21 protein-coding genes are annotated in these 23,218 nt (G+C 43.8%); 5 read left to right on the top strand and 16 right to left on the bottom strand.

The annotated features are described in order from the left end of the window. Positions 1-103 precede the first annotated feature (103 nt). Positions 104-640, top strand: coding sequence for an isopentenyl-diphosphate Delta-isomerase (idi, locus tag JKJ11_RS17705; protein WP_031494129.1), 537 nt, complete (start codon positions 104-106; stop codon positions 638-640). Here idi and JKJ11_RS17700 read toward each other — a convergent pair. The 5 genes from JKJ11_RS17700 to JKJ11_RS17680 are packed head-to-tail and all read right to left on the bottom strand — an operon-like array spanning position 637 to position 5,796. After that, positions 637-1,770 (bottom strand): hypothetical protein, encoded by a 1,134-nt coding sequence (locus tag JKJ11_RS17700; protein ID WP_252040008.1) that lies wholly within the window; start codon positions 1,768-1,770, stop codon positions 637-639. The two genes, idi and JKJ11_RS17700, sit on opposite strands and share 4 nt — an antisense overlap. A 53-nt stretch (positions 1,771-1,823) precedes the next feature. Then, the gene (locus tag JKJ11_RS17695; protein ID WP_006070500.1) at positions 1,824-2,534 is read right to left on the bottom strand and encodes an ABC transporter ATP-binding protein; all 711 of its coding nucleotides are present in this window, start codon (positions 2,532-2,534) and stop codon (positions 1,824-1,826) included. Positions 2,535-2,555: 21 nt separating this feature from the next. Next, a complete protein-coding gene (locus JKJ11_RS17690; protein ID WP_252039642.1) occupies positions 2,556-3,791 on the bottom strand; it encodes an ABC transporter permease in 1,236 nt (411 codons plus the stop codon). Beyond that, entirely contained in the window at positions 3,781-5,010 is a 1,230-nt protein-coding gene (locus JKJ11_RS17685; RefSeq protein ID WP_252039641.1) for an ABC transporter permease, read from the bottom strand. The genes JKJ11_RS17690 and JKJ11_RS17685 overlap by 11 nt, the downstream gene beginning before the upstream one ends. A 33-nt stretch (positions 5,011-5,043) precedes the next feature. Continuing rightward, positions 5,044-5,796, bottom strand: a complete 753-nt coding sequence (locus tag JKJ11_RS17680) for an outer membrane lipoprotein-sorting protein (protein WP_252039640.1) — start codon at positions 5,794-5,796, stop codon at positions 5,044-5,046. Positions 5,797-6,070: 274 nt separating this feature from the next. Between JKJ11_RS17680 and glgC the strand changes: the two genes are divergently transcribed. Beyond that, complete coding sequence (glgC, locus tag JKJ11_RS17675) at positions 6,071-7,315, top strand: glucose-1-phosphate adenylyltransferase (RefSeq protein WP_286036758.1); 1,245 nt, start codon at positions 6,071-6,073, stop codon at positions 7,313-7,315. A gap of 68 nt (positions 7,316-7,383) precedes the next feature. On the opposite strand, the gene JKJ11_RS17670 is transcribed toward glgC, so the two are convergent. After that, on the bottom strand, positions 7,384-9,816 hold the full coding sequence (locus JKJ11_RS17670; RefSeq protein WP_503061139.1) for a chitinase C-terminal domain-containing protein: 2,433 nt from the start codon (positions 9,814-9,816) through the stop codon (positions 7,384-7,386). Between the two features lie 436 nt (positions 9,817-10,252). Here JKJ11_RS17670 and JKJ11_RS17665 point away from each other — a divergent pair, with 436 nt between their 5' ends. Then, the gene (locus tag JKJ11_RS17665; RefSeq protein WP_252039639.1) at positions 10,253-10,858 is read left to right on the top strand and encodes a YMGG-like glycine zipper-containing protein; all 606 of its coding nucleotides are present in this window, start codon (positions 10,253-10,255) and stop codon (positions 10,856-10,858) included. A gap of 147 nt (positions 10,859-11,005) precedes the next feature. Then, positions 11,006-12,148, top strand: coding sequence for an iron-containing alcohol dehydrogenase (locus JKJ11_RS17660; RefSeq protein WP_236109594.1), 1,143 nt, complete (start codon positions 11,006-11,008; stop codon positions 12,146-12,148). 95 nt (positions 12,149-12,243) lie between these two features. Here the strand turns inward: JKJ11_RS17660 and JKJ11_RS17655 are convergent, their stop codons facing one another. The 10 genes from JKJ11_RS17655 to JKJ11_RS17610 all read right to left on the bottom strand — a co-directional run bounded on the left by JKJ11_RS17655 (position 12,244) and on the right by JKJ11_RS17610 (position 22,510). Beyond that, on the bottom strand, positions 12,244-13,248 hold the full coding sequence (locus JKJ11_RS17655) for a substrate-binding domain-containing protein (RefSeq protein ID WP_063603370.1): 1,005 nt from the start codon (positions 13,246-13,248) through the stop codon (positions 12,244-12,246). A 59-nt stretch (positions 13,249-13,307) separates the two neighbouring features. Continuing rightward, the gene (gene rbsK / locus JKJ11_RS17650; protein ID WP_031494699.1) at positions 13,308-14,228 is read right to left on the bottom strand and encodes a ribokinase; all 921 of its coding nucleotides are present in this window, start codon (positions 14,226-14,228) and stop codon (positions 13,308-13,310) included. A gap of 150 nt (positions 14,229-14,378) precedes the next feature. Beyond that, positions 14,379-15,257, bottom strand: a complete 879-nt coding sequence (rbsB, locus tag JKJ11_RS17645; RefSeq protein ID WP_006070510.1) for a ribose ABC transporter substrate-binding protein RbsB — start codon at positions 15,255-15,257, stop codon at positions 14,379-14,381. A 75-nt stretch (positions 15,258-15,332) separates the two neighbouring features. Continuing rightward, positions 15,333-16,313, bottom strand: a complete 981-nt coding sequence (gene rbsC, locus JKJ11_RS17640; protein ID WP_006070511.1) for a ribose ABC transporter permease — start codon at positions 16,311-16,313, stop codon at positions 15,333-15,335. Then, a complete protein-coding gene (gene rbsA / locus JKJ11_RS17635) occupies positions 16,310-17,815 on the bottom strand; it encodes a ribose ABC transporter ATP-binding protein RbsA (protein WP_006070512.1) in 1,506 nt (501 codons plus the stop codon). The genes rbsC and rbsA overlap by 4 nt, the downstream gene beginning before the upstream one ends. 33 nt (positions 17,816-17,848) lie before the next feature. After that, positions 17,849-18,268 carry a D-ribose pyranase gene (gene rbsD / locus JKJ11_RS17630; RefSeq protein ID WP_006070513.1) on the bottom strand — a complete coding sequence of 140 codons (420 nt, stop codon included), beginning with the start codon at positions 18,266-18,268 and terminating at the stop codon, positions 17,849-17,851. Positions 18,269-18,497: 229 nt separating this feature from the next. Continuing rightward, positions 18,498-20,123 (bottom strand): sensor domain-containing protein, encoded by a 1,626-nt coding sequence (locus JKJ11_RS17625; RefSeq protein WP_252039638.1) that lies wholly within the window; start codon positions 20,121-20,123, stop codon positions 18,498-18,500. 177 nt (positions 20,124-20,300) lie between these two features. Continuing rightward, complete coding sequence (locus JKJ11_RS17620; protein ID WP_006070515.1) at positions 20,301-20,885, bottom strand: sugar O-acetyltransferase; 585 nt, start codon at positions 20,883-20,885, stop codon at positions 20,301-20,303. Positions 20,886-21,055: 170 nt separating this feature from the next. After that, positions 21,056-21,730: a type 1 glutamine amidotransferase domain-containing protein gene (locus JKJ11_RS17615; protein WP_006070516.1), complete on the bottom strand. Its 675-nt coding sequence runs from the start codon at positions 21,728-21,730 to the stop codon at positions 21,056-21,058. 162 nt (positions 21,731-21,892) lie between these two features. Further along, positions 21,893-22,510, bottom strand: coding sequence for a glutathione binding-like protein (locus JKJ11_RS17610; RefSeq protein ID WP_124941916.1), 618 nt, complete (start codon positions 22,508-22,510; stop codon positions 21,893-21,895). A 116-nt stretch (positions 22,511-22,626) separates the two neighbouring features. On the opposite strand from JKJ11_RS17610, the gene JKJ11_RS17605 reads away from it, so the two are divergent. Further along, positions 22,627-23,199: a TetR/AcrR family transcriptional regulator gene (locus JKJ11_RS17605; RefSeq protein ID WP_006070518.1), complete on the top strand. Its 573-nt coding sequence runs from the start codon at positions 22,627-22,629 to the stop codon at positions 23,197-23,199. Positions 23,200-23,218: the final 19 nt, after the last annotated feature.

Raw genomic sequence — 23,218 nt, 5'->3', positions numbered from 1 at the left:
CAGGGTCTTTTGTGCTATGATTCGCGCCCTCGCTGGTTGGCGCAGTGAAATAAGAGAAAACCGCAGTGTTCAAAGCGGTCATTAAGCAAGCGTGAGATAGAATATGAGTTGTGAACTGGTTGTTGTCGTCGATAAATTTGGGAAACCAATCGGTACCGAAGAGAAGCTGGAAGCCCACCGTTTAGGCCTTAAACATCTGGCTTTTTCAGTGCTTATTTATCGTTATAACGCTGGCCAACTTGAGTTCTTACTTCAGAAACGCGCGATCAATAAATATCACAGTGGTGGATTGTGGAGTAATACCTGCTGTTCACATCCACGTCCAGATGAAGAGATTATCTCGGCTTCACAACGTCGTCTTGTCGAAGAGCTTGGCATAACGACCCCACTCGAACTCATCGATATTGGTACCGTTAGTTATTGTGCTAAATTCAGCAATGGTTTAACTGAGAATGAACTTGATCACGTGGTTATTGCTGAATCGAACAAGGTCGAATTCAACCTTAATGCAGACGAAGCAGAACTGTGTGAATGGTGGCAGCAGTCTGATATCGAGCAAACGATGAAGGCGGAGCCAGCAACCTTCAGTGCATGGTTTCGGTTAGTTTTAGAGAAAACGACTCATCATCTAAGTAATTAGAATGACCATTTGATGTTGGCAAACAGCAGTGTTGAGGGGGTTGCTCCAAACAAGCTTCCCGAACTGCCATCAAAACGCTGTAATACGGTAAGTAATTGCCAGTCGTCAGACAATGAGTAGCTGTTGGATAAACCAACGAAAAAAGAGCCATCTTGATAGTAACTACCAGACATAGTAAATCGCGACAATGGTGTAATGTCGAAACCTAAGTCGGCGTAGCCCGTGAATTTAGTAAAACTCAGAGTTCTCGCGGTGAGAGGCAAAGTTAGATATACCGCCGCATCAATCGCTTGTTGTGGTTCACTAATATAAAGTACCGATGCTCGCCCTATCCAATTGCGTCTTCCACCAAAACTATAGTCAGTCTCAATACTCGATACGATGGTCTTTTCATAAGATTGACCTTGATACTCGGACTTCCATGGGTCAAACCATGTCAGCTCCCCTCTAAAGCCAGCACCATTAATATCACCGGCAAAACCACCACCTACAACGTAATCCAAACCTGAGCGTCCAGCTAGAACCTGCATGTCCCAACCCTTGTGATTAAAAAGATAGCGAGCAGAGTATCTCTGTAAATTGCTGTCTTTGTTGGGACTGTAGACAAAGTCTATACTGCTCGCAAATCCAAGTTTGCGGCTGAGCGATATCGCATCGGTTCCTGGTCTTTCTTCATAGTCAAAGTCGTATATCGAGTACGAGTTATACAAATCGTTAGGATTCCAAATGGTGTTCATCGCCCAATTGACTCGATAACGTCCTATTCTTGAGCTCCAGTCATCTCCTTTCCAATCAAAATACAAACGGTCAAACTGACTGTTGATGATCATGTTGTCGTTATCGACCAGGTTTCTTGATAGGTCAAAATATCCGTTGTCCGCCGCAGTAATCTCTGAATAGAACGGCGCATTCAAGCTATCGCCAGCGAGTACTCTATTGCGCATGCCTGCATTAAAACGAAATGAGGAAGAGAAGCGATACTCGTAGTTAAATCGCTGATGTATAAGATGATCTAAGGTATTCTCTCCGTGATCTGGAATACCCCCTGTCGCCATGTATTTCACATAACCAGTTAGGTCCCAGTTCTTCTCTGGCTGTAACCCCGGTATCTCCGCTTTCACTTCTACCATATAGACAGCTGCGCCAACGATAAAAATGGTGGTGACTAACTTTTTCCACATAACTAGTGTTCGAGCTCCGTGGTAAGCTCAGTTTGCAGTTTGTCGGACGCCAGTTTGCCATCTTCAAACACAATGACGCGCTTTGCCCTTTTTATCACTCGAGGATCATGGGTGGAAAATATAAATGTCGTTCCTTCCACTTCGTTCAGATGTTGCATAATATCTAGCAGTTCTGCGGTACTTTTGGCGTCTAGGTTGGCTGTCGGTTCGTCCGCCATCACAAATCGTGGTCTTGGCGCTAGAGCACGTGCGACGGCTACACGTTGCTGTTGTCCCCCAGACATTTTTGGTGGCCGTTTATCTTTCTGATTTTCAAGCCCCACTTGGGCCAATAACTCACTCGCACGCTGCTGACACTGCTTCTCTGCTACGCCTTGTAGTTGCATGACAAACTCGACATTCTCTTGAGCAGTCAGGACAGGTAATAAACTATAGTCCTGGAAGATAAACCCGATGTTGTCACGGCGAAATGCAATGAGTTGTTTCTCAGATAGCTGACAAATGTTGCTTTCCTCAATCCATACTTCTCCAGATGTAGGGGTATCAATGCCCCCTAACATATTGAGGATAGTAGTTTTTCCTGATCCCGAAGGTCCCATAATGGCGACAAACTCTCCCTGCTCAATCGTCAAAGATAAGTCTTGAACCGCATGCACCGGAAATTCACTTTTTGGGTTATAGATTTTATTAAGCTGTTTAATCTCTATGGTCATCTCAATTCACTTACCTTTTGATTATTTCTTATCAGACATGGCTTCAACGGGCTTCTGTTTAAGGATTTGTCGTGCAGGATAGAGCGCAGCCACTATAGAGGCGATAAACACGGTAACAAATACCATCAGGTATTGTTCATTGGAGACCGTTGGGAACAGTAACGTATCTACGCCATAAGCACCTAACCCTTGCGCCATAGAGCCAAGTGACAACCCCGTGTGACCTAAAATAGCAATAAGTGCTTTGCTAAATACAATACCTAAAACGGCACCTAAGCTACCTAGTAACACAGTTTCTAGCATCACCAGCATAAAAATCTTGTGCTTTTGCATTCCCACGGCCATTAAAACGCCAAATTCTTGAGTACGTTCAAAAACCGACATCAACATGATATTGACGATACCAAACGCCATCGCCACAACAAAAACCGTCAACATCACTTGATTACTGATTTTCATCGTATTAATCATGGTTGCCAATAGCGGTTGCAATTGATACCAACCTTGTACCACGTTACCACTTGGAATGAGCGATTGCAGGTCTGAGACAACATGTCGTACTTGCTCCTCACTGTCAGCGTTAGCCTTTGCGGTTACTTGGACGGCATATTCATGAACACCATTAAGTTTTGCCAGAGATTGGATGTCAGACTTTCGGACTAAGACGTGACCATCATCGTAAGCAGATGATGGCGTTTTAAAGATACCGCGAACTCGGAATGCCGCTCCCGTTACCTCTCCTTTAGGGTCGGTAAACGTAATCACCACCTTAGAGCCCACGCGAAGCTTTAGACGCTGCGCATTTTTGGCCGACACTAATATCGGGTTACGACCTTTTTCATCAAGCCACTCCCCATCAACGAGACGTTCTGCAATTGGTGTAAAGTCACGTTCATTGGTCGAATCTATGCCCAATACCGTTACACCACGGGTGCTGCGAGCTGATGCCATCATGCCATCCACAACGAACCTAGATACCCACTGATTGATATTCGAGTTTGCCTCAAGTGCAGCTTCAATTTGCTTATCACCAATTACGGTGTCTTTAATATCAGGATTCTCATCGAATCTTTGATTATGGATCTGTAAGTGACTGGTTTGCCAAGCAATAGCATTATGGACCATGTTGTCAGTCATACCATTCATGAATCCCATCATGGCAACCACCCCCACCAGACCGAATACCATAGCGCCCGCCATGATCCCGGTGCGAATTTTGTTGCGCCATAGATTACGCCACGCCAATTTAATGAGCATGTGATCCCCCTTTTAGCGCAGAAACCAGATTGAGACGATAGAGACGCCAACTTGGGTAGACTAGACACAATAATAAGATGAACGTGACAGCCACGGCTTGGGTCATAAATAACGAAAGATCGAGGTGAACCGGAAGAATCGGCTCGAAGCCGGCTTCAAGCATCATTTGAGCAGCATCACCTGTTATCTCGATAGGATTTAAGAAGAAATAACCTAGAACTGGCATGGTCAATAGCGTACCGATAACAATACCTAAAAGACAAATGAACGCCGATTCAATGAATAACAACCCCAGTAGTTGACGTCGTACCATGCCCGTTGCAAGCATAACGCCAAACTCTCGCTGCCGTTCCAGTGTCATCATCATGACAGTCGCAAACAAACCAAAACCAACAATGCCATATAAGATGTAAATTAAGAAAATTCCACCTGCACGATCCAAGGCAATTTGTTGCGCCATTTCAGGGGATAGGTCTTGCCAATCCCTAACTTTCAATTGATCCTGATAATGATCTTTAAGCTTTGTTTCGACAGTTGCAACGTCATCAAGGGAGTCGGTGTGCAATACCCAAGAAGTGACTTGATCACCAGTACTGTATAGCTCTTGTGTAAGCTTGATCGGCATATAAACCATTTGGTTATCCAGTGCTTTCACTGGGAAATGAAGCAATCCATTTACAGTGTAAAGCCCCGCAGCAGTGTGTCCTCTGTAACCTTGCCCGTAGAGTATTATTTCATCACCTACGTTCAGTTTTAAGTACGAGGCTAGTCCTTCACCCAATAAAACACCGTTACTGTCAGAATCGATAAAATTCCCAGAACTGACTTTACTACTAACATGTGAATAGCGATCTTCTGCTTCTGGATCCACGCCCAAAACCAACACACCCTTAGAGCGGTCATCGGCCGCAGCCAATGCTACAGACTCAAGTCTCGGCAAAATATAGCTAACACTGTTCATGTTCTTTAGATAAGGAAACTGCTCCAGGTCACCCGATATCACATCATCGATACTATTGCTTTCGGCATATTCTGGGTGCTGTAATTGAATGAGACCGGTATAAAAGCGTGCCGCGTTATCTATGTTGGCGTTGTAGCTTCCTTCTTGAAAGCTACGAGTTAACAGAGACAAAAAAAGGGCTAATGCCAACGCCGATGCGGTTAGCAAGGTTCGGCGTTTTTGTCGCCACAGATTTCGCCAAGCCAGTTTTAATAACATGATGAACGCTCACTCCTTGTTTTCATGTGGGCCTTAGTCACGTAACGCTTTCATTTGGCTTTGAGAGAAGAAGCTGTCTTCAATAGCAAAATTAAACTGTGCTTGATGAGTGATCATTTCTGTCTTCTGTCCGGGTTTGTCAGCTGGAATCATCTCCATACGTGTTGCCACTTTACGTCCACCTAATTCCTTGATATCAAAGGTTTGCATTGTATTTACCTTCTCATCAAACTCGTCATAGAACTCCGCTTTACGTTGTAAGAAAGTCTCTTTTGAAATCCACAGTCTTACCTTACTCCAAACTACTGGCGCATCCGGCTTAGCATAAGCGTCAATGACCCAAGTTTGCTCACCATCGAAACTCTCTTCTTTTACTAACTCATGTGTGTAATCAACCACAATAGAAGACTGGTTTATGAGGTCATCATTGGTAAAGTCCGATCCCATCCATGACTGTCCCAACATAGATGGCGCAATCTTTACCACCCTCTCAATATTCGGTAACCAGTTCCACATTTCCCGTTGACGTTTTAGCGAGGCAGAGCCTTTATCTTTTGCAGGTGCTGTAACCAAAACAAGGGAAAGATCTTGCCCTTTGGTCCAACTCTTCATACTCATTGTTCTCGTCCAATCAGGCCTGATAATACGCATGGTCAGTTCGGTATAGCTTGAGTCGCCTCTCATAGATTGGTCAGATTTGATGATGATATCCGATGGGCTTAATGCCAGGCTCGGTAGGGAAAACAGTAGTAGTAAGGCAGCAATAGCGCGCAATATAAATCTCATTGAGAACACCTGTTCTTATCGGTTTGGAAGACTATATCAATTCTTTAAATATATATTTGTGACACATGACATTTCCATAACTATCGAAGTTAATATTCTGCAATTTGCACCATATTGAGTCAATGCGATATCACTGCTGCTATTCGGGTGCAATTTTCGAATAGACATCACTAAAATGGTGCAAAACTCTATTTAAGGAACTCCATAGCATTGAATAATCAGTAAGTTACGGTATGGCGTAGATCTTGTAAGGATTAATAGACCCCCATAAAAATTGCACACATTCAGGGAGAAGACGATGCAAGATGTCCTTACGATTGTTCTCGCAGGAGGCATGGGTTCACGGTTAAGCCCTCTAACCGATGACCGCGCTAAACCTGCCGTACCCTTCGGTGGCAAATACCGAATTATCGACTTTACGCTAACCAACTGTTTGCATTCTGGACTACGGCAAATTCTGGTTCTCACCCAATACAAGTCTCACTCCTTACATAAACATATCCGAGACGGTTGGTCGATCTTCAATCCTGAACTAAAAGAATTTATTACCGTCGTACCACCGCAAATGAGAAAAGGCGGCAAATGGTATGAAGGCACTGCCGATGCTATTTATCACAACATGTGGCTCCTCTCACGAAGTGACGCTAAGCACGTAGTTGTGTTGTCAGGCGACCATATCTATCGTATGGATTACGCTGCTATGGTTGAAGAGCACAAACAAACTGGCGCTAAACTTACGGTTGCTTGTATGGACGTACCTCGAGATGAAGCCAGTGCGTTTGGAGTAATGGCGACCAATGCTGAGTTGCAAGTAACAGCATTTGCTGAAAAGCCAGCAGATCCAGCGGCCATGCCGACAGACCCTCGTCGTTCCCTTGTCTCTATGGGCATCTATGTATTTGATATGGAAACACTTCAGCAAGCTCTAGAAGATGACGCTGAACTGGATAGTTCAAGTCACGATTTCGGAAAGGATATCATTCCTAAGTTGATAGACTCACAAGGTGTTTATGCTTACAACTTCGGCCAAGATAAAGGCCGCGTGGCACGAGATTGCTACTGGCGAGATGTCGGCACTATTGATTCGTTCTATGAGGCGAATATGGACTTACTAGAGCCTGTTCCACCAATGAATTTATATCAAGAAAACTGGGGAATACGGACATATGAACCTCAGTTGCCTCCAGCACGCACTGTCCCTTCTGCGACTGGGAACGAAGGCATATTTATTAATTCGATTATCGCCAACGGTGTGGTCAATTCTGGTGGTTCAGTCCACCACTCCATTCTGTCATCCAACGTAAGAATCAATGATGGTGCGACCATTGCTGACAGTATTTTGTTTGGAGAGGTTACCGTCGGTGAAAACTGTCAATTAGCAAACTGTATTGTCGACAAGCACGTTGTCATTCCTGCCGGTACAGTGATTGGCCTAAACCCATCACAAGACGCGGAGCGTTTTCATATTTCAGAGAAAGGTATTGTTGTTGTACCGGAAGGCTATGTATTTGTAGACTAAAAATCTATGACATAAATTACAAAAGCCGCCAATATAACTTGGCGGCTTTGCTGTTTAGTTGCTATCTATTAGATAACGCAGACTTGTTCCCAACTACCGTCACTTCCTGGCACCGAGTTCGTCCACCATTTCGCTTTGTAAACCACTCCGTTGTGACTCATTTTATCACCACCACTCGCATGGCTAGGGTCACCTTTCCAGTCCGTTTGAGGGAAATTTGGATAAGCATTTACTCCGGTGGTATTACACGTTCCAGAGTTACCACCTCCATCGCCACCGCCATTATTCCCACCACCAGCGTTCAAGTCAGCAAGAGGAAGATCAGGCTGTTCGAACTTAAATGCATAGTCGACACCATTAACATTGACTGCATAATTAGCAGGACCTGAGATAGGTTGGTAGTACACCATATCCAGTTCATAGCTCGCCCCAGCAGCTAAACTCTTCCAGCTTGGTAGCGTAAAGGCGACGCGATGCATTGGTCCGTCTAGACCACCGATATTATTCGCTCTAGTATGACCAGAAGCGATAACTTTTAGTCCACCGCCAGACTGGTCTTTAGCGTTGTCCGGTGCCGATACTGGAATATCAAATTGAAACTCAGTGCCACCTGGAATGTCGGTGCCTGTATTGTTGGTGAAAGTGATTTTAGGATTGATTGGGTAATTTTGGTCACCTACTTTGAAACCATCGATAGAAACAGCAATATCAACAGCCTCAGTTGGTATCGCCCCCGTAGCAACTTTATTGCCATACGGGCTAGCACTCAAGAATTTGTCGTACATGGCTTTGGTCATGCTATTACCCATATGATATTCACCATTACCAGTTGCACATGCTTGTTCCGTAAGATCAACCGCTCCACGATTACCATTAGCGTCTAGTACATAACAGTTGTAGTCACCCGCAAGTTCCCAAAACATGATGCCACCAATTTCTTTATCAATAACGTATTGCGCTTTTACATCAATAGATTCTACATCTTCAGTAGAAAGGAAAACGTTCTTTTCTGCATTCCACAACCAAGGTGCGACGGCAACGCTGTCATAGTTACGAGTGTAGGTTCCTACAAACTTATCGCTTGGGTCGTTTACAGGATCTAAACCATAGGCTTGTGCATAGGAGCCCCAGATACCCTTTTCTAAGTTCTTCGCATGCCACATAGGGTTAGAACCTGCGCCCATTTCATTGCCGTTAACGTCCTTATCATGCCACATATTGTCGATACCTAAAGCACCGTATCCACAGTTGTTTTTCTCTCCTTCTCCCGTTCCCGCTGGGCATTCAGATTGATTCGGAAGTGGTGCACGTCCCCATAGACCGTTGTTGCCACCAGAAACGTTTTGCCATCCTCGGGTATAGTACGGAACACCAATGTTGATTCGACCAGCAGGCATGGAACCACGGAAATAATGATAAGCCCAATCAGTGTTTAAGTACCCGATGCCACCATAAGCTGCTGTTCCATAGACATTCCATTGTGCCAGTTCAGAGTCTTCACCTGTGTCATAAAGGGCTGCGTTATGACCTACATGGTCATTCCAGGCTCCGTGGAGGTCGTAGGACATAATATTCACATAATCAAGATATTGGGTCACTGACATGGTTTCCATACCACGCAGTAAGTAGCCTGAGGAAGGTGCCGCAATCGTCAACATATAATGCACACCATCTTGAGCACTGACCGCGTCCAGTTTCTCACGCAGTACTTTCATCAACACTTCATAAGACTTCCAAAGATGCGCTCTTCGGCTTTCTGCAAACGCTTTGTCATCTGGGTTACCCGCGCCTGCCATTGAGGTAGGATATTCATAGTCAATATCCAAACCATCAAACTGATACGTTCTCATCATTTCAACGGCTGAAGTAGCAAAGGTTTCAATTCCTTGATGATTAATCGAGCCATCAGCATTAGTGGTCATAGTATAGAAACCACCGTCAGCAACTCGTGTACCGTCGGTAGCGAAATGACCACCGGTCTCAGCCCAACCTCCTATAGAGATCAGGGTTTTTACACCATGTTTCTTTTTCGCTGTCGCTAACGCCCCAAAATGGCCTTTAAAGCCAAGCGCAGGGTCAACTTCCACACCAGGCCATTCCTGACCTACAGCTACATTATTCGGATCATTAACGTCACCAATATTAACTTTGCCATCTGAGCCTATACTGACGAACGCGTAGTTGATATGAGTTAATTGGTCCCAAGGAATATCTTTAACTAAGTAGGCTGCCTGAGGATCACTCCCTGAACGCCAACTCGTAAAGTAACCAATTACTCGACGTGGGTGGTCTGCCCCCATCAGCTCTCTCCCCTCTGCATCATAAATAGTGCAATAAGGTACCGTTATGCCTGGTGTCTGATATAAGCCATCTGGACGACAGTCAGTTTGTGATGTGTTCGCTTGGGCATAATTACCATATAGTGAAGCAGCACAAACCAGTGCTAATAAGCTTAGAGAACCTACCTTCAATGTAGGTGTGAGCTTTCTAGTATGTTCCATTACGAATCCTTTCTTAACTAGTAGAAAATTTCACAATGATGCAATGAATCATAAGGACTACGACTTTTTTGTGAATTTACAATTCAATTACATCTCAGAAACACACTTTAGATACGACAAAAATAAAGTGTAACTTTTGAGCCGTTATTGAGAATTCTATTGATGGTTTTTAAGAAATGTCTCGCAATTAATTGCTGTTACACTGAAATGACGGGACACTTATTTTGCGTCAAGAATACAGATTAATAATGATTCGATAGGTTAAATAACAGAGTTTTATATCTCTTCCCAATACCACCTAAGTTAATTAAATAATGAATCGTTCTTGCGTCAGTTTAGTATGTTAAATACTTCGCTAACATACTAATTAAATGGAGAAAAATCTGCAGATCCATCCTATACTGGCTCAATAACTATCAATGACAAGGAATTGATCATGAAAGTACGTTCGTTATTAGCTGTCGCCATTTCTTCTGTCTTACTATTGGGCTGTGGCGCCAATACTACACAAAGGGCTGCAGAAGGTGCGGCAGTTGGTGCGGTCTCTGCTGGTATGTTGGGGGCACTTACCGATCTAATCGTTGATGGCGAAGTAGACACCTACCGATTGAGTCGAAATGTTACGGCAGGGGCTCTAGCTGGCGGTACTGCCGGAGCCGTAGATGGATATGCCAAAGACCAACAACAAGAAGCACAACAGCAGAAAGCACCTGCACCCGCTAAGCCCTCGTTAGATTTTGGTCCCGATATCGATGCTTCGGTGAACGCATTAATTTCCTGTCAACACGACAATGCATACCGCTCAGCACTTGCTGCCGAGAATGCATCTCAAGAATCTTATAAGGAAGCAGGAGTCGCTATGCAGGCTCTGATCGACTTTGACCGTGATAATACTGAAGGCGTTGATCGAGCGGTGAGCAAATTCGTTAAGATGAGTTCATCCATCAACGATCCAGCCGTCGCACAAACCCAATTAGAAGCATTCCATAAAGAACTACAGCAAGAACGAGAGATTGCTGGCCTATCCCCTAATTGCTCTTAACTGCGTATTAATTCGCCCATCATTACAGATAGATCAGGTTTAACACTTGAAGCCTGATCTATTTGCCCCAAACATAAGCAGCATAAATGCAATGCGCCCTCTTCATAATTAAGGTGCATTTACTACATTGGAATGTGAGGCAATACTATGAAATTTAGCTACGTAAACCCTACAGTGATTCATTTCGGCCAAGGCCAAATTGCACAGATCTCTTCTAGCATACCAACGACCTCCAAAGTACTCGTTATCTATGGCGGCGGCTCCATTAAAAGCAACGGAGTCTACGATCAAGTCGTTGAAGCTTTGCAAAATCACACATGGTTAGAGTTCTCAGGCGTAGAAGCCAATCCTACTAAAGAGACCTTAGATAAGGCTATCGAACTGGTTAAATCTGAAGGCGTTAATTATTTGCTCGCAGTGGGTGGTGGTTCTGTTATTGATGGAACTAAGTACATCGCCGCAGCGTCATTGCACGATGGCGACAGCTGGGACTTAATTACAGGCCAATATAAGCCCGAAACTGCTGTACCTATCGGAGTAATACTGACGTTACCAGCAACAGGTTCCGAGTCAAACATGGGGGCGGTTGTCACCAAGAAGTCGACTCATGAAAAGCTGGGCTTCATGACACCACTAGTTCGTCCTCAGTTCGCAGTACTCGATCCGGATGCAATGAAGACATTGCCAGAGCGTCAACTGATTAATGGGCTTGTTGATGCATGGGTTCACGTTTGTGAGCAATACATCACTACTCAGACAGGCAACATGGTTCAGGAAGGGTATGCTGAAGTGCTGCTACGTAACCTGCTCCAGCTCGGAGCTAAGTTTGAGCAACGCGATGATGCGTGGCGTGAAAACTTAATGTGGACAGCTAACCAAGCACTTAACGGCTTAATTGGTACAGGGATGCCTCAAGACTGGGCTACTCATATGATCGGCCACGAACTGACCGCTCTTTGGAATGTTGATCACGCTCGCTCACTGGCGATTATTCAACCGTCACTGCTACGCAGTCAGATGACTTTCAAGCGTGGGAAAATTGAGCAGATGGGACGCAACGTCTTCCAATTAGAAGATAGCGATGATCTAGCGGAACGCACCATCAGTGCTATTGAAGCTTTCTATTCGAGCCTAAATGTTGATGCTCAATTATCCGAAGTAAGCGGTGACAAGTCTGATGCAGTAGAAGCAGTCTTAGCGAAGCTTGAGCAAAATGGCTATGTTAAGTTAGGTGAAAATCAAGCAATTACCCTAGACGTCAGCCGAGAAATTCTCACTAACGCGCTGTAAATTCTCAGTAGAATGCCGTAATTAAAACACATACCAATAACATCAAAAAAGCACCTGCCAAATGCGAGGTGCTTTTTTATTTTGCCGTGAACAGCCTACAATAATGACTTTACACTGTTTCTCACCACTAGGGTTGGCTCTAACTGTACTACGTCAGGAACCTCTGTCGTTTTATCTATTTTGGCTAACAAAGTTTCAACTGCAGCCTTACCCAACCGATATTTAGGCTGATGAATTGTTGTTAAAGCAGGCGTCATGTATTTTGCTATGTGAATATCATCATAGCCGATTATAGACAGCTCTTCGGGCACCTTTACGCCTTTGTCATGAGCGATATTTATGGCGCCCATCGCCATCATGTCATTGCACACAAATAACGAACTCGGTAGTGCACCACGAGACATTAATATCTCTAGAGACTTAGCTCCACCATCACATTCAAAATCTGACTCAATAATCCAGTCGGGATTTAGTGGCAGCGAATGTTCTTTTAGAGCTTTTTTGTAGCCCTCGTAACGCATCAAAGCCTGATGGCGATTCAATGGTCCAGTGATACAACCAATTTCCCTATGCCCACATTCGATCAAGTGCTTAGTCGCTAGATAACCTCCTAGATAAGAGTTATCTTGAATTTTGTCACTTTCAAAATGGATAGGCCCCCAGTCCATTACTACCACCGGTATAGTTGGGTACTGGTCGAAAATATCCAGTTTCTCACCTTCTAGTGTCGAACACATAAGAATCAGCCCATCAACACGCTTTTGCAGAAGCGTATCGATGGATGCTCTCATGCGCTCAGTATCCCCTTCTGTATTGCACAGAATAAGGTTGTAGTTTTGATGATAACAGCTACGTTCTACCCCTTTCACCACCTCGCCAAAAAACGGGTTGGTTGAGGTTGTCACTAACATTCCAATTGTTCGTGTACGGTTCATTTTTAAGCTACGAGCTAGTGCTGAGGGGGCATAGTTCAGCTCTTTCGCTGCGCTATTCACACGCTCCGAAATCTCTTCACTCACAAACCGTGTTTTATTGATGACATGACTCACTGTCGATGTGGATACGCCAGCTAGTCTTGCTATGTCCTTCATCGTTGCCATTGGGCAATGCTCTCCGCTACTGCTTATGCATTGTAGTCGCCTAATATCAGCGCCTTATTTTAAGCTTTTTGCTCTAAAAACTCTTTTACTTCATCTAGCGAAGGAATGGAAGTCTGAGCACCAAATCGAGTCACCGAAATAGCGGCAGCAGCATGAGCAAAAACGATCGCCTCTTCAATCGATTTTCCTTCAATTAAACCAGTAACCAACGCGCCATTAAATGTATCGCCCGCAGCCGTGGTGTCCGTTGCATCTACTTTAAAACCAGGGATACGCACTCCACGACCATTTTGACTTAACCATACACCTTTTGAACCCAGCGTAATCATGACAATTTCAATGCCTTTACGGTGAAGTTCATTCGCTGCTTCTTGTGCTGACTCATCGTCAGTGACTGTAATACCAGTAAGTACTTCCGCTTCTGTTTCGTTTGGCGTGATCACATCAACACACTCAAGCAGAGAGTCTGGTAACGCCATTGCAGGTGCGGGATTTAGGACTACGTTAGTTTTCGATTGTTTTGCCAGTTTTGCCGCATACTCTATACCTTCAATAGGAGTCTCAAGCTGTGTCAGCAAATATTTTGCGTTTTCAATCATCGTCCTATGTGGTTCAACGCGAGCAGTAGTTAACTTTGCGTTCGCTTCTGCAGAAATACAAATACTATTCTCACCGCTTTCTGCTACTTGTATCATCGCGATACCTGTTGGGGTTCCTGGCTCCAATTGCACACCCGCGATATTGATACCGTCAGCTTTGAATGCTTCGCGAATGTTAATGCCAAACGCATCATCGCCTACACAGGCAATAAAGCCAGTATCTCCACCAAGGCGGGCCGCGGCTACAGCTTGGTTTGCACCTTTACCACCTGGAATCACTTGGTAATTCATACCGTGCAAGGTTTCACCCGGTCTAGGGAAAGAAGGAACTTGCAGCACATGATCTGCATTCACACTACCCAATACGATGAGTTTATTCATACATTGTTCCTTTTTACTCAAATAAATTAACTTGGGGTTGCCTTGATATGACAGGCCGAAATTAACTTGGACGAGACAGGCTTGCTTCATTCAAAGCTCTCCTTTTGTTAAAGGAGAGCTTTACTATCCTCAAAAGAGGGAGTCTGGTGATTATTCAGTCACTACTTTAAGTGGTACAGGAATGTACTCTTCGACTTTTTCGCCTTTCAGTACTTTATCTGCTGTTTCAACACCTAATGCACCGATCATGTCAGGTTGCTGAGCGATAGTTGCAGCCAGTTTGCCACGTTTAACCGCTGCCATACCGTCTTCTGTGCCATCAAAACCAACAATCATCACGTCTTTACCAGCTGCTTCAACCGCACGAAGTGCGCCCAGTGCCATTTCATCGTTCTGCGCGAATACCGCTTGAACATCAGGGTTAGCTGCTAGAAGGTTTTCCATTACATTCAGACCTTTAGTACGGTCAAAGTCTGCTGGTTGGCTAGCAAGGAGCTCCATTTGAGAACCTTTTACAGCGTTCATGAAGCCTTCACCACGTTCGCGAGCTGCCGACGTGCCAGCAATACCTTCAAGTTGGATAACTTTCGCTTTCTCACCTACTTTTTCCATAATGTAGTGACCAGCCATTTCACCACCGACTACGTTATCAGACGCGATATGACTAACTACGTCACCACGGCTTGCACCACGGTCAAGAGTGAGTACTGGGATATTAGAACGGTTAGCCATGCGAATTGCGTTAGATACTGCGTCAGAGTCTGTTGGGTTGATCAGAATCGCTTTGACGCCACGAACGGTTAAATCTTCGATGTTTGACAGCTCTTTGCTTGGGTCATTCTGAGAGTCCAAAACGATCAGGTTATAACCCAAATCTTTTGCTTTTGCCTCTGCGCCTTCTTTCATGGTTACAAAGAATGGGTTGTTAAGAGTAGATACAACAATTGCCATCGTGTCTTGTGCAGATGCCGTTGCAGACATCGAAGCAGAAAGTACCGCAGCAGAGATAAGAGTTGCTAGTTTTTTCATCGTTTTAGTCCTTTGTGTAGGGGGTGGCTCAACTTAATGTCGAGCCAGTTATTGTTAAATTGTGTTTACGAGTTGTTACTTGTTTTTGTTATCTACCAGTACTGCCAGCAGAATTACCACTGCTTTAGCAATCATTTGGTAGTAAGAGGAAACATCTAATAAGTTCAGAGCATTGTTTAGGAAGCCAATAATAAGAGCACCGATTAAGGTTCCCATGATTCGACCTTTACCGCCCATCAAGCTAGTGCCACCAAGAACAACGGCAGCGATAGCATCTAACTCATAGCCCATACCTGCCGTAGGTTGTGCTGATGATAAACGGGAAGTCACTATGATGCCTGCTAGTGCTGCTAACAAACCACAGATGGCGTACACACCGATTTTTACTTTGTCGACGTTAATACCAGACAAACGTGTCGCTGATTCATTGCCACCTAGTGCGTAAACATAACGACCAAATCGTGTATGGTTAAGTAGGTACCATGCTGCAGCAAATACAATCACCATAATCCAGACCGGTACCGGAATGCCCATAGCGTAGCCTGTACCAAACCAGGCGAACGCATCAGCGGTATCAGTGAAGCCAGTTGAAATAGGACGACCATCGGTATAAACCATAGTGACACCGCGCAACAAGGTCATCGTTACTAATGTTGCTATAAAGGCTTGCACTTTACCTTTCGCGATTATGATGCCACTGATCGCACCCAACGCAGCACCAGCAAGTAAAGCAGTAGGAACGGCGATTAATACCGGCACTTCCATGGCAATCAAACTTGCTGCAAACGCACCGCAAAGTGCTAATACCGAGCCAACACTCAAGTCAATACCCGCCGTCAAAATGACCAAGGTCATACCAACCGCTATAATAGCGTTAACAGAGGTTTGACGTAGAATATTCAGAATATTGTCTACGGTGAAAAAGTTAGGGTTAAGGAATGACACCACGACAATCAAGAAGATCAAAGCGATCAGCGACTTCTGCTCGATTAACCACTCTTTGTTAAAAAGAGGCTTCTTTTTTTCCGTGTCAACGCTCATTGTTTTGTTGCTCATGCTGCTTCCTCACTTACATTTTTGCCGACAGCGCATGCTAATAGTTTTTCTTGGTCTGCTTCGTGTGCCATAAACTCTCCGCTTATATGCCCTTCATGCATAACCAAAATGCGATCACTCATACCCAATACTTCAGGCATTTCTGATGATACGAGAATGATGCTCATACCATCTGCTTTAAATTTGTTGATAAGCTGATAGATTTCTTTTTTCGCACCAACATCAACGCCACGGGTGGGTTCGTCCAGAATCAGAACTTTTGGTTTGGTCATCAGCCCTTTGGCGATAGCTACCTTTTGCTGGTTACCACCCGATAAGTTACCGATGATCTGGTCACGAGACGGTGTTTTGATGTTAAAGAGCTTAATGAAGTCCTCTACTGCAATCACTTCCTCACCATGTTGAATCTGAGCACCTTTAGACAACTGTTCTAGGGCACAAAGCGACATGTTCTCTTTAACGGATAAACCGAGTACCAAACCGTCACCTTTACGGTCTTCGGAGATATAAGCGATACCATTTGCCAAGCCATCCTGAGGGCTACTTGGATTAATGGTTTTGCCATTCAGTATCACAGAGCCCGACTCACGCTTGCGAGCACCATAAATAATCTTCATAAGCTCGGTGCGCCCTGCCCCCATAAGCCCAGAGATTCCAAGAATTTCTCCTTGGTCTAAGGTAAAGCTGACATCATTCACGCCTGGACCCGACAGGTTTTTCACTTCTAGGCTCGTTTTGCCGTGAACCGCATCAATGCGAGGGTATTGTTCATCTAACTTACGACCAACCATCATTTCAATAAGTAGGTCTTCATCGGTTTCCGCTACAGTGCGTTGACCGATGAACTTACCATCACGCAATACCGTGATGTCGTCACAAATCTCAAAGATTTCTTTCAAACGGTGTGAAATGTAAACTATGCCGCAACCCTGATCGCGCAGCTCATTAATGACGCTAAATAGCGACTCAGTCTCGGTGTCAGTCAATGCGTCGGTTGGTTCATCCATAATGATGACTTTTGATTCGAACGATAGTGCCTTGGCAATTTCCACCATCTGTTGTTCACCCAGACTCAACTCACCCAATGGTGTTTTGGAGCTGTGCTTTACATTCAAACGAGCCAACAAACGATCGGCTTCGGCATACATCTCATTCCACAGAATGCGACCAAACGCGTTCGTTTTTTCTCGACCTAGAAAGATGTTTTCCGCAATAGTAAGCTCGGGAATTAGATTTAACTCTTGGTGGATAATACTGATGCCGGCTTGCTGAGAGTCTCTTGGACCTTGGAATGCAGCCTCAGTACCTTGATAGCGCAAATCTCCAGAATCTTTGGAATAAATACCCGTCAACACTTTCATTAATGTCGATTTACCAGCGCCATTTTCACCTAGCAAAGCCATGACCTTGCCCGGATACACATTCAAACTGGCTTTATCCAAGGCTTTGACCCCTGGGAAAGCTTTTTCAATATCGCTTAATTGTAATATTGGTTGCAGCATGTTAGTTGTCCTGTACTGTCTGTGCTTGCCGGACTAAAAGACGACGCCCGCTTGAAAAATCACGTTAGCATAAGGCGTACATTCACCTGTTCTTACTACCGCTTTTGAGTCGTGTGTTCTTACTTTGAACTCTTCATGTGAAACGTATACAACTGAAATCGCTTTGCCCGTTGCTTGCTTCTCTTCTTCTATCGTCGTAATCAGTGCGTCATGGAGTTCAGGGCTTACTTGTTTAAATTCCTCTGCAATTACCACACCTTCGATTTGCGCTTCTGCAAGATAAACTTTAACCGTATCCAGGAAGGCGGGAACTCCGTGAGTTAACGCAAGATCGATGCGCTGCACGTGGTCTGCTATAGGTAACCCTGCATCACAAATAGTCACTTCATCAGTGTGACCTAATGTGGACACTAAGTAAGAAAGTTCAGAGTTAATTAGAGCACTTTTTTTCATGTCTTATACCTGCTTCATGCGGCTTTATCGAGACTGTATTCTGGATAAATGTTTTTTGATAATTTTGTCATCGAAACGTTTCGATGATAATCCTAGCGTAGTTAATCAAAAGATCGAGGGAGTGAATGGTCAAGTGTGAGCCAGATCGGACTATCGAAACGTTTCGATGAGTTTTCCGTGAATGGTTTCAAATTGTGACAATTGGAATTAAAAGAAGGAAATAGGCAGCTTAGCTACCTTGTTGCATACGAAATGAAATGTAAGGGCCTGAGGCAAAATGGCAGCCAATCGTTTTTAACGACTGTAATTGCTGTTCAGTCGTAACCCCTTCCGCAATAGTCTCAATATTAAGCACGTTAGCCAACCCAACAATCGCCTTAGCTACCTGCTCTACTGACGTATCTTGCGCAATTTCTTCTGTCAGTTGAGCGCCTACTTTTAGTTTTTGAATAGGCAGCGCACGCAATTCGGAGATGGAGATATGACCCATACCAAAATCTGCGACGGTAATTTGACAGCCGAAATCGACTAATTGGTATAGCTCATCAACGCAGCGCTTTTTAGAAAGCATATCTTCAAACACTTCTAATACTAGACACTGAGGAGGTAATTTAAAGCGCTCAAGAATTTCAATAACTTCTTGAACAAACAAACCGTGACCAAAGTTCTTCGAAGATACTTTAACGGCAACCGTTTTTAGCTCACCTACGGTTGCGTATTTACAAGCCTGCTCGATAGTAAATAGATTAAGTTTGCGAACCAACTGCGATTCTTCCGCAATAGGAATAAACTCAAAGCGATCGACGTTACCAAGAACTTTATCCACCCACTCTAAACGGCTCTTATAAGCAACCACCTCATTCTTATGAAGATCGATGACTGGCATAAAGCTTACTTCTAGCTTATGAAGTTCTATCGCTTCAGCAAGCCTTTGAGCTAGGGCTTTTTTACGTCCCCACTGGGTTCCCATCTCTTCGTTATAACTTACCCACATCGTTTGGCACTGTTTGGCACGATACATGGCAAGGTCAGCCTGCTTAAGAAGCAAACTTGTTGGAATGCGTTTATTTTCATTCGTTGTAATACCAACCGCAGCCGAGCCGCGCTCGGATTTATTACCGATTTCGATGTAAGCTATGGCATCTAGTAGATTTTGGGCGACGCGCTCTGCAACGTCTACACCAGACTTGGGCAATAACACGACGAACTCATCGCCCCCTAGACGGGCAACAACTCCACCTTCCCCCACCACATTCTTAAAACGTCTGGCGACATTTTGTAGAAAGAGATCACCATAATCATGTCCTTTACTGTCGTTAATTGATTTAAATTCATTTAAATCAATTAACAGCAACGAATATGGTTCAGTTGAGTCTTGGTGCTCTACTAAGAAATTCTGAAGATGATCGAAAAAAGATGTTCTATTCGGCAAGCGAGTGAGTGCGTCAAAATACGCTAAGTCACTTAGTTTTTCAGTTAAGTTCTTTTCGGAGGTTACATCTCGTTTGACCGCAATATAGAATTTTTGGCCTTGATACTCGAATGGGCTAATGTGTGCTTTTTCAACAAACAACGTACCATTCTTCTTTCTATTTATCAGCTCACCGTACCAATCCTTGCCGGAAAGAAGCTTCGACCACATATCACGGTAGGTTTTTTCGGTTGTTTTTCCAGAGCGAAGAAAATTAGGATTTTTCCCAATCACTTCTTGCTCACAGTATCCGGTAAGATTGTAGAATTGTTTATTAGCATATTTGATATGTGCGTTGACGTCAGTAATTAGGACAGCAGCAGAGGCACTTTCCAACGCTTTTTCCATCAAACCTAATGACAATTCAAAATCCGAATACTGCAACGCCAAATCCACTACAAATAGAAACTTATAGAACTAACGCCGTTATGATAAATTTTTATGGAATGGACATCAAACAAAACGTCAAAAAATCGTTATCCAATCAACAATTTTTTGACGCAAAGTTAAATTACTGTTTTTGCGTTATTTTATTCTTGCGTTAAGACGTAAATTAGGCATTTATTGACTGGATCGTTGGCCATTATCGATTTCTTTAATAACCTTACAAGGATTACCTACCGCCAAACTATTTGCCGGAATGTCCTTTGTTACCACGCTTCCTGCACCAATAACAGCGTTGTCACCAATAGTAACGCCTGGGCAAACAATAACACCGCCACCTAACCAAACATTGTGCCCAATTTTAATTGGTAGGCCAAACTCCACTTCATCCTCAACTCGACCTTTAACATCCAATGGATGGCCTGCGGTATATATTTGTACATTAGGTGCAAAAAGAACATTGTCACCTATCTCGACCACGTTGACATCTAAGATGACGCAATTGAAGTTGGCGTAAAAGTTTTTTCCAACATGAATATTTTCACCATAATCACATCGAAATGGTGGCTCCAAATATAGATTGCCAGAGCGATTAGGAATTAACGCCTCTTGTGCTTGTTTCCAATCCTCTGTATTAGGAATACTATCATTGAGTTTTTTTAGGATTTTTCGGCAGTTTACACGCGCTTGAAGCAGCTCTTCATCCCAAGCTTGATAAGCTTCACCCGCTAACATCTTTTCACGTTCAGTTTTTGTTGTCATTGCTAGAACCAGTAGAGTAATTAACTAAAATATATTGCTCTAATTGAATCTATTGCACTATTTACTATGTCAACAAAACGTCAGATATAGAGCAACGAAAGCAAACAATCTCGCCGTCATCACACTTTGTAGTGAGTCTTTCAATGGTAAAAAATAGTTACACATCATATCTAACGCCCTGAATTAAGATAGTCCACGACGGCTTCTGCGGTAGCTGCAGAACTTGCAGGGTTTTGGCCTGTGATTAATTGCCCGTCTATTTCAACGTAACAGCTCCAGTCATCGCCTTTAAAATATAGCCCTCCGCAATTGGTAAGTTCTTCCTCAACAAGGTATGGCACAACTTCACTCAAACCAACGGTTTGTTCTTCACTATTACTAAAACCTGTAACTCTTTTGCCCTTTACTATCGGTTCTTCGTCTTCTCCAACAACATTGATAAGAACGCCGGACGCATGGCAGACTGTCGCTACGGGCTTACCTTGACTGAAAAAATCATCGATGAGAGAAACAGAATCAGGGTCACAGGTGAGATCCCACAGGGGACCATGCCCACCAGGATAAAAAACAGCATCATAATCTGACGCTTGAACTTCTACTAATCTAAGAGTCTGAGCTAGGTGGGTTTGCGCGACTGGATCTTGCTCGAATTTGGTAGTGGACTCAGTTTGAAACTCTGGAAGTGCGCTCTTGGGGTCAATTGGAGGCTGTCCCCCTTTAGGAGAACAAAGAGTAATATGTAAACCAGCGGCCTTAAAGACATAGTAAGGTGATGCGAATTCTTCAAGCCAAAAGCCCGTTTTCTCATCCACGTCGCCTAAACGGTCATGAGACGTGATTACCATTAGTATTTTCTTTTGACTCACTAAGAATTCTCCTACTAGAGCTTTCTTTTAAACCTAGTGAGTTTATGAGAATTTTCAAATCCAAACGCTAGTTGACTAAAGGTTGGCACCTTGCCTAAGGCGCTGGACACCAACCTAAACTACCTTATCCTTACACGTACGTTAGCCTTTCATTGCAGGCCGAGACGAGACGACCTCAAACCAGCGCTTGATATGCGGGTATGGCTCTAACACTTCGATCTTCAGTGCATTGATAGCCACAACAACAAATATATAAGCACTAATATCGGCGATGGTATAGCGCTCTGTCGCTACGTAATCAGATTGAGAGAGTTGCTTATCAAGTTTCGGTAAAAAAAGCTCCACTCGATGCTTGGCTTCTACGCCCCAAGCCTCTATACAATTCTCTCGATCTTTATACAACCCAGTCGTGTTTCGAAACGCTTGAAATGCGTTTTGAATTCCATCGATTTCAACGATGCGATTCCACATTTCAACCTTGGCACGAGCTACCACGCTATCCCCAAACAAGTTCAAGTCATTCGGTTGCAATTCATCAAAATACCGGCTGATAGCAACGGTTTCACTTAAGAAACTACCATCATCAAGCTCTAATAATGGCACCTTACCATTGGCACTTTTTGCCTTGTAGTCATCACTTAGGTTGTCTCCTTCTCGAACATTAATTTCAACTCGCTCAAACCCTGTCGCATCAATTTCGCGTAAAAATAAATTGAGTCGCTTGCAGCTTACAGTTGCTGCCTGTTCGTACAGTTTCATCACTATCCCTTTTATCTAACCGATCGTTCAGATATAATCTACGAGAAAACTAAACGATCGGTCAAGAATAATTTTATGTAATATTGAACGGTTAAAGCGCGTTTAAGAGTATTGAGATGGCAAGAAAAGCAAACTTCTGCAAACAAGAGAAACTTCAGCAAGCAATGACGTTGTTCTGGAGCAAAGGGTACGCAAACACCTCTATCAATGACCTCATCGAAGTTCTAGGAATCAATCGATTTAGTCTGTACAACACGTTTGGTGACAAAGAAACGCTCTATTATCTAGCACTCGACAATTACCTAGAGCAGATTTCGTTTCCCAAACTTACTACACTGCGAGAACCCGACTCCGGCTTGGAAGCGCTCCAAGACTTCTTGCTACTTTTTGCTGAGAAGCAGAAAGACAACACCTGTGGCTGTTTTATTCAAAATGCTGTTGTAGAACATGCCGCTACAAACGCCATGGTACTCAAACGTAGTGATTCCTTATTTGACACATTGGAAAAGGCAATCGCAGATGTACTTAATAACGCCAAGCTGCGCCAAGAACTGGAATCGGACACAGATGTAAGTGCTCTTACGCAGTTCATTATTTGCCATATGCAAGGTATCCGAGTATTAGGAAAAGCAAAACGTTACGACAATATTGATATCGCAACCAAAATGCTAATTAGGGCAATCAAATAACGTCTATTGTTGATTAGCT

Source organism: Vibrio sp. SCSIO 43133 (genome assembly GCF_023716845.1).
GTDB lineage: Bacteria > Pseudomonadota > Gammaproteobacteria > Enterobacterales > Vibrionaceae > Vibrio > Vibrio mediterranei.
Note: the sequence above shows the minus strand (reverse complement) of the source record. Positions and strands in the feature narration are given on the sequence as shown.

Bases quoted from the DNA above. Each gene is read 5' to 3' on its own strand.
- rbsD (WP_006070513.1), bottom strand. From the start codon at position 18,268: ATGAAAAAAAGTGCTCTAATTAACTCTGAACTTTCTTACTTAGTGTCC.
- JKJ11_RS17615 (WP_006070516.1), bottom strand. From the start codon at position 21,730: ATGGTAATCACGTCTCATGACCGTTTAGGCGACGTGGATGAGAAAACG.
- JKJ11_RS17610 (WP_124941916.1), bottom strand. From the start codon at position 22,510: ATGAAACTGTACGAACAGGCAGCAACTGTAAGCTGCAAGCGACTCAAT.
- JKJ11_RS17685 (WP_252039641.1), bottom strand. From the start codon at position 5,010: ATGTTATTAAAACTGGCTTGGCGAAATCTGTGGCGACAAAAACGCCGA.
- rbsK (WP_031494699.1), bottom strand. From the start codon at position 14,228: ATGAATAAACTCATCGTATTGGGTAGTGTGAATGCAGATCATGTGCTG.
- JKJ11_RS17670 (WP_503061139.1), bottom strand. From the start codon at position 9,816: ATGGAACATACTAGAAAGCTCACACCTACATTGAAGGTAGGTTCTCTA.
- JKJ11_RS17620 (WP_006070515.1), bottom strand. From the start codon at position 20,885: ATGACAACAAAAACTGAACGTGAAAAGATGTTAGCGGGTGAAGCTTAT.
- JKJ11_RS17605 (WP_006070518.1), top strand. From the start codon at position 22,627: ATGGCAAGAAAAGCAAACTTCTGCAAACAAGAGAAACTTCAGCAAGCA.
- JKJ11_RS17680 (WP_252039640.1), bottom strand. From the start codon at position 5,796: ATGAGATTTATATTGCGCGCTATTGCTGCCTTACTACTACTGTTTTCC.
- JKJ11_RS17665 (WP_252039639.1), top strand. From the start codon at position 10,253: ATGAAAGTACGTTCGTTATTAGCTGTCGCCATTTCTTCTGTCTTACTA.
- JKJ11_RS17655 (WP_063603370.1), bottom strand. From the start codon at position 13,248: ATGGCAACGATGAAGGACATAGCAAGACTAGCTGGCGTATCCACATCG.
- JKJ11_RS17690 (WP_252039642.1), bottom strand. From the start codon at position 3,791: ATGCTCATTAAATTGGCGTGGCGTAATCTATGGCGCAACAAAATTCGC.
- JKJ11_RS17700 (WP_252040008.1), bottom strand. From the start codon at position 1,770: ATGGTAGAAGTGAAAGCGGAGATACCGGGGTTACAGCCAGAGAAGAAC.
- JKJ11_RS17695 (WP_006070500.1), bottom strand. From the start codon at position 2,534: ATGACCATAGAGATTAAACAGCTTAATAAAATCTATAACCCAAAAAGT.
- JKJ11_RS17660 (WP_236109594.1), top strand. From the start codon at position 11,006: ATGAAATTTAGCTACGTAAACCCTACAGTGATTCATTTCGGCCAAGGC.
- rbsA (WP_006070512.1), bottom strand. From the start codon at position 17,815: ATGCTGCAACCAATATTACAATTAAGCGATATTGAAAAAGCTTTCCCA.
- idi (WP_031494129.1), top strand. From the start codon at position 104: ATGAGTTGTGAACTGGTTGTTGTCGTCGATAAATTTGGGAAACCAATC.
- rbsB (WP_006070510.1), bottom strand. From the start codon at position 15,257: ATGAAAAAACTAGCAACTCTTATCTCTGCTGCGGTACTTTCTGCTTCG.
- rbsC (WP_006070511.1), bottom strand. From the start codon at position 16,313: ATGAGCAACAAAACAATGAGCGTTGACACGGAAAAAAAGAAGCCTCTT.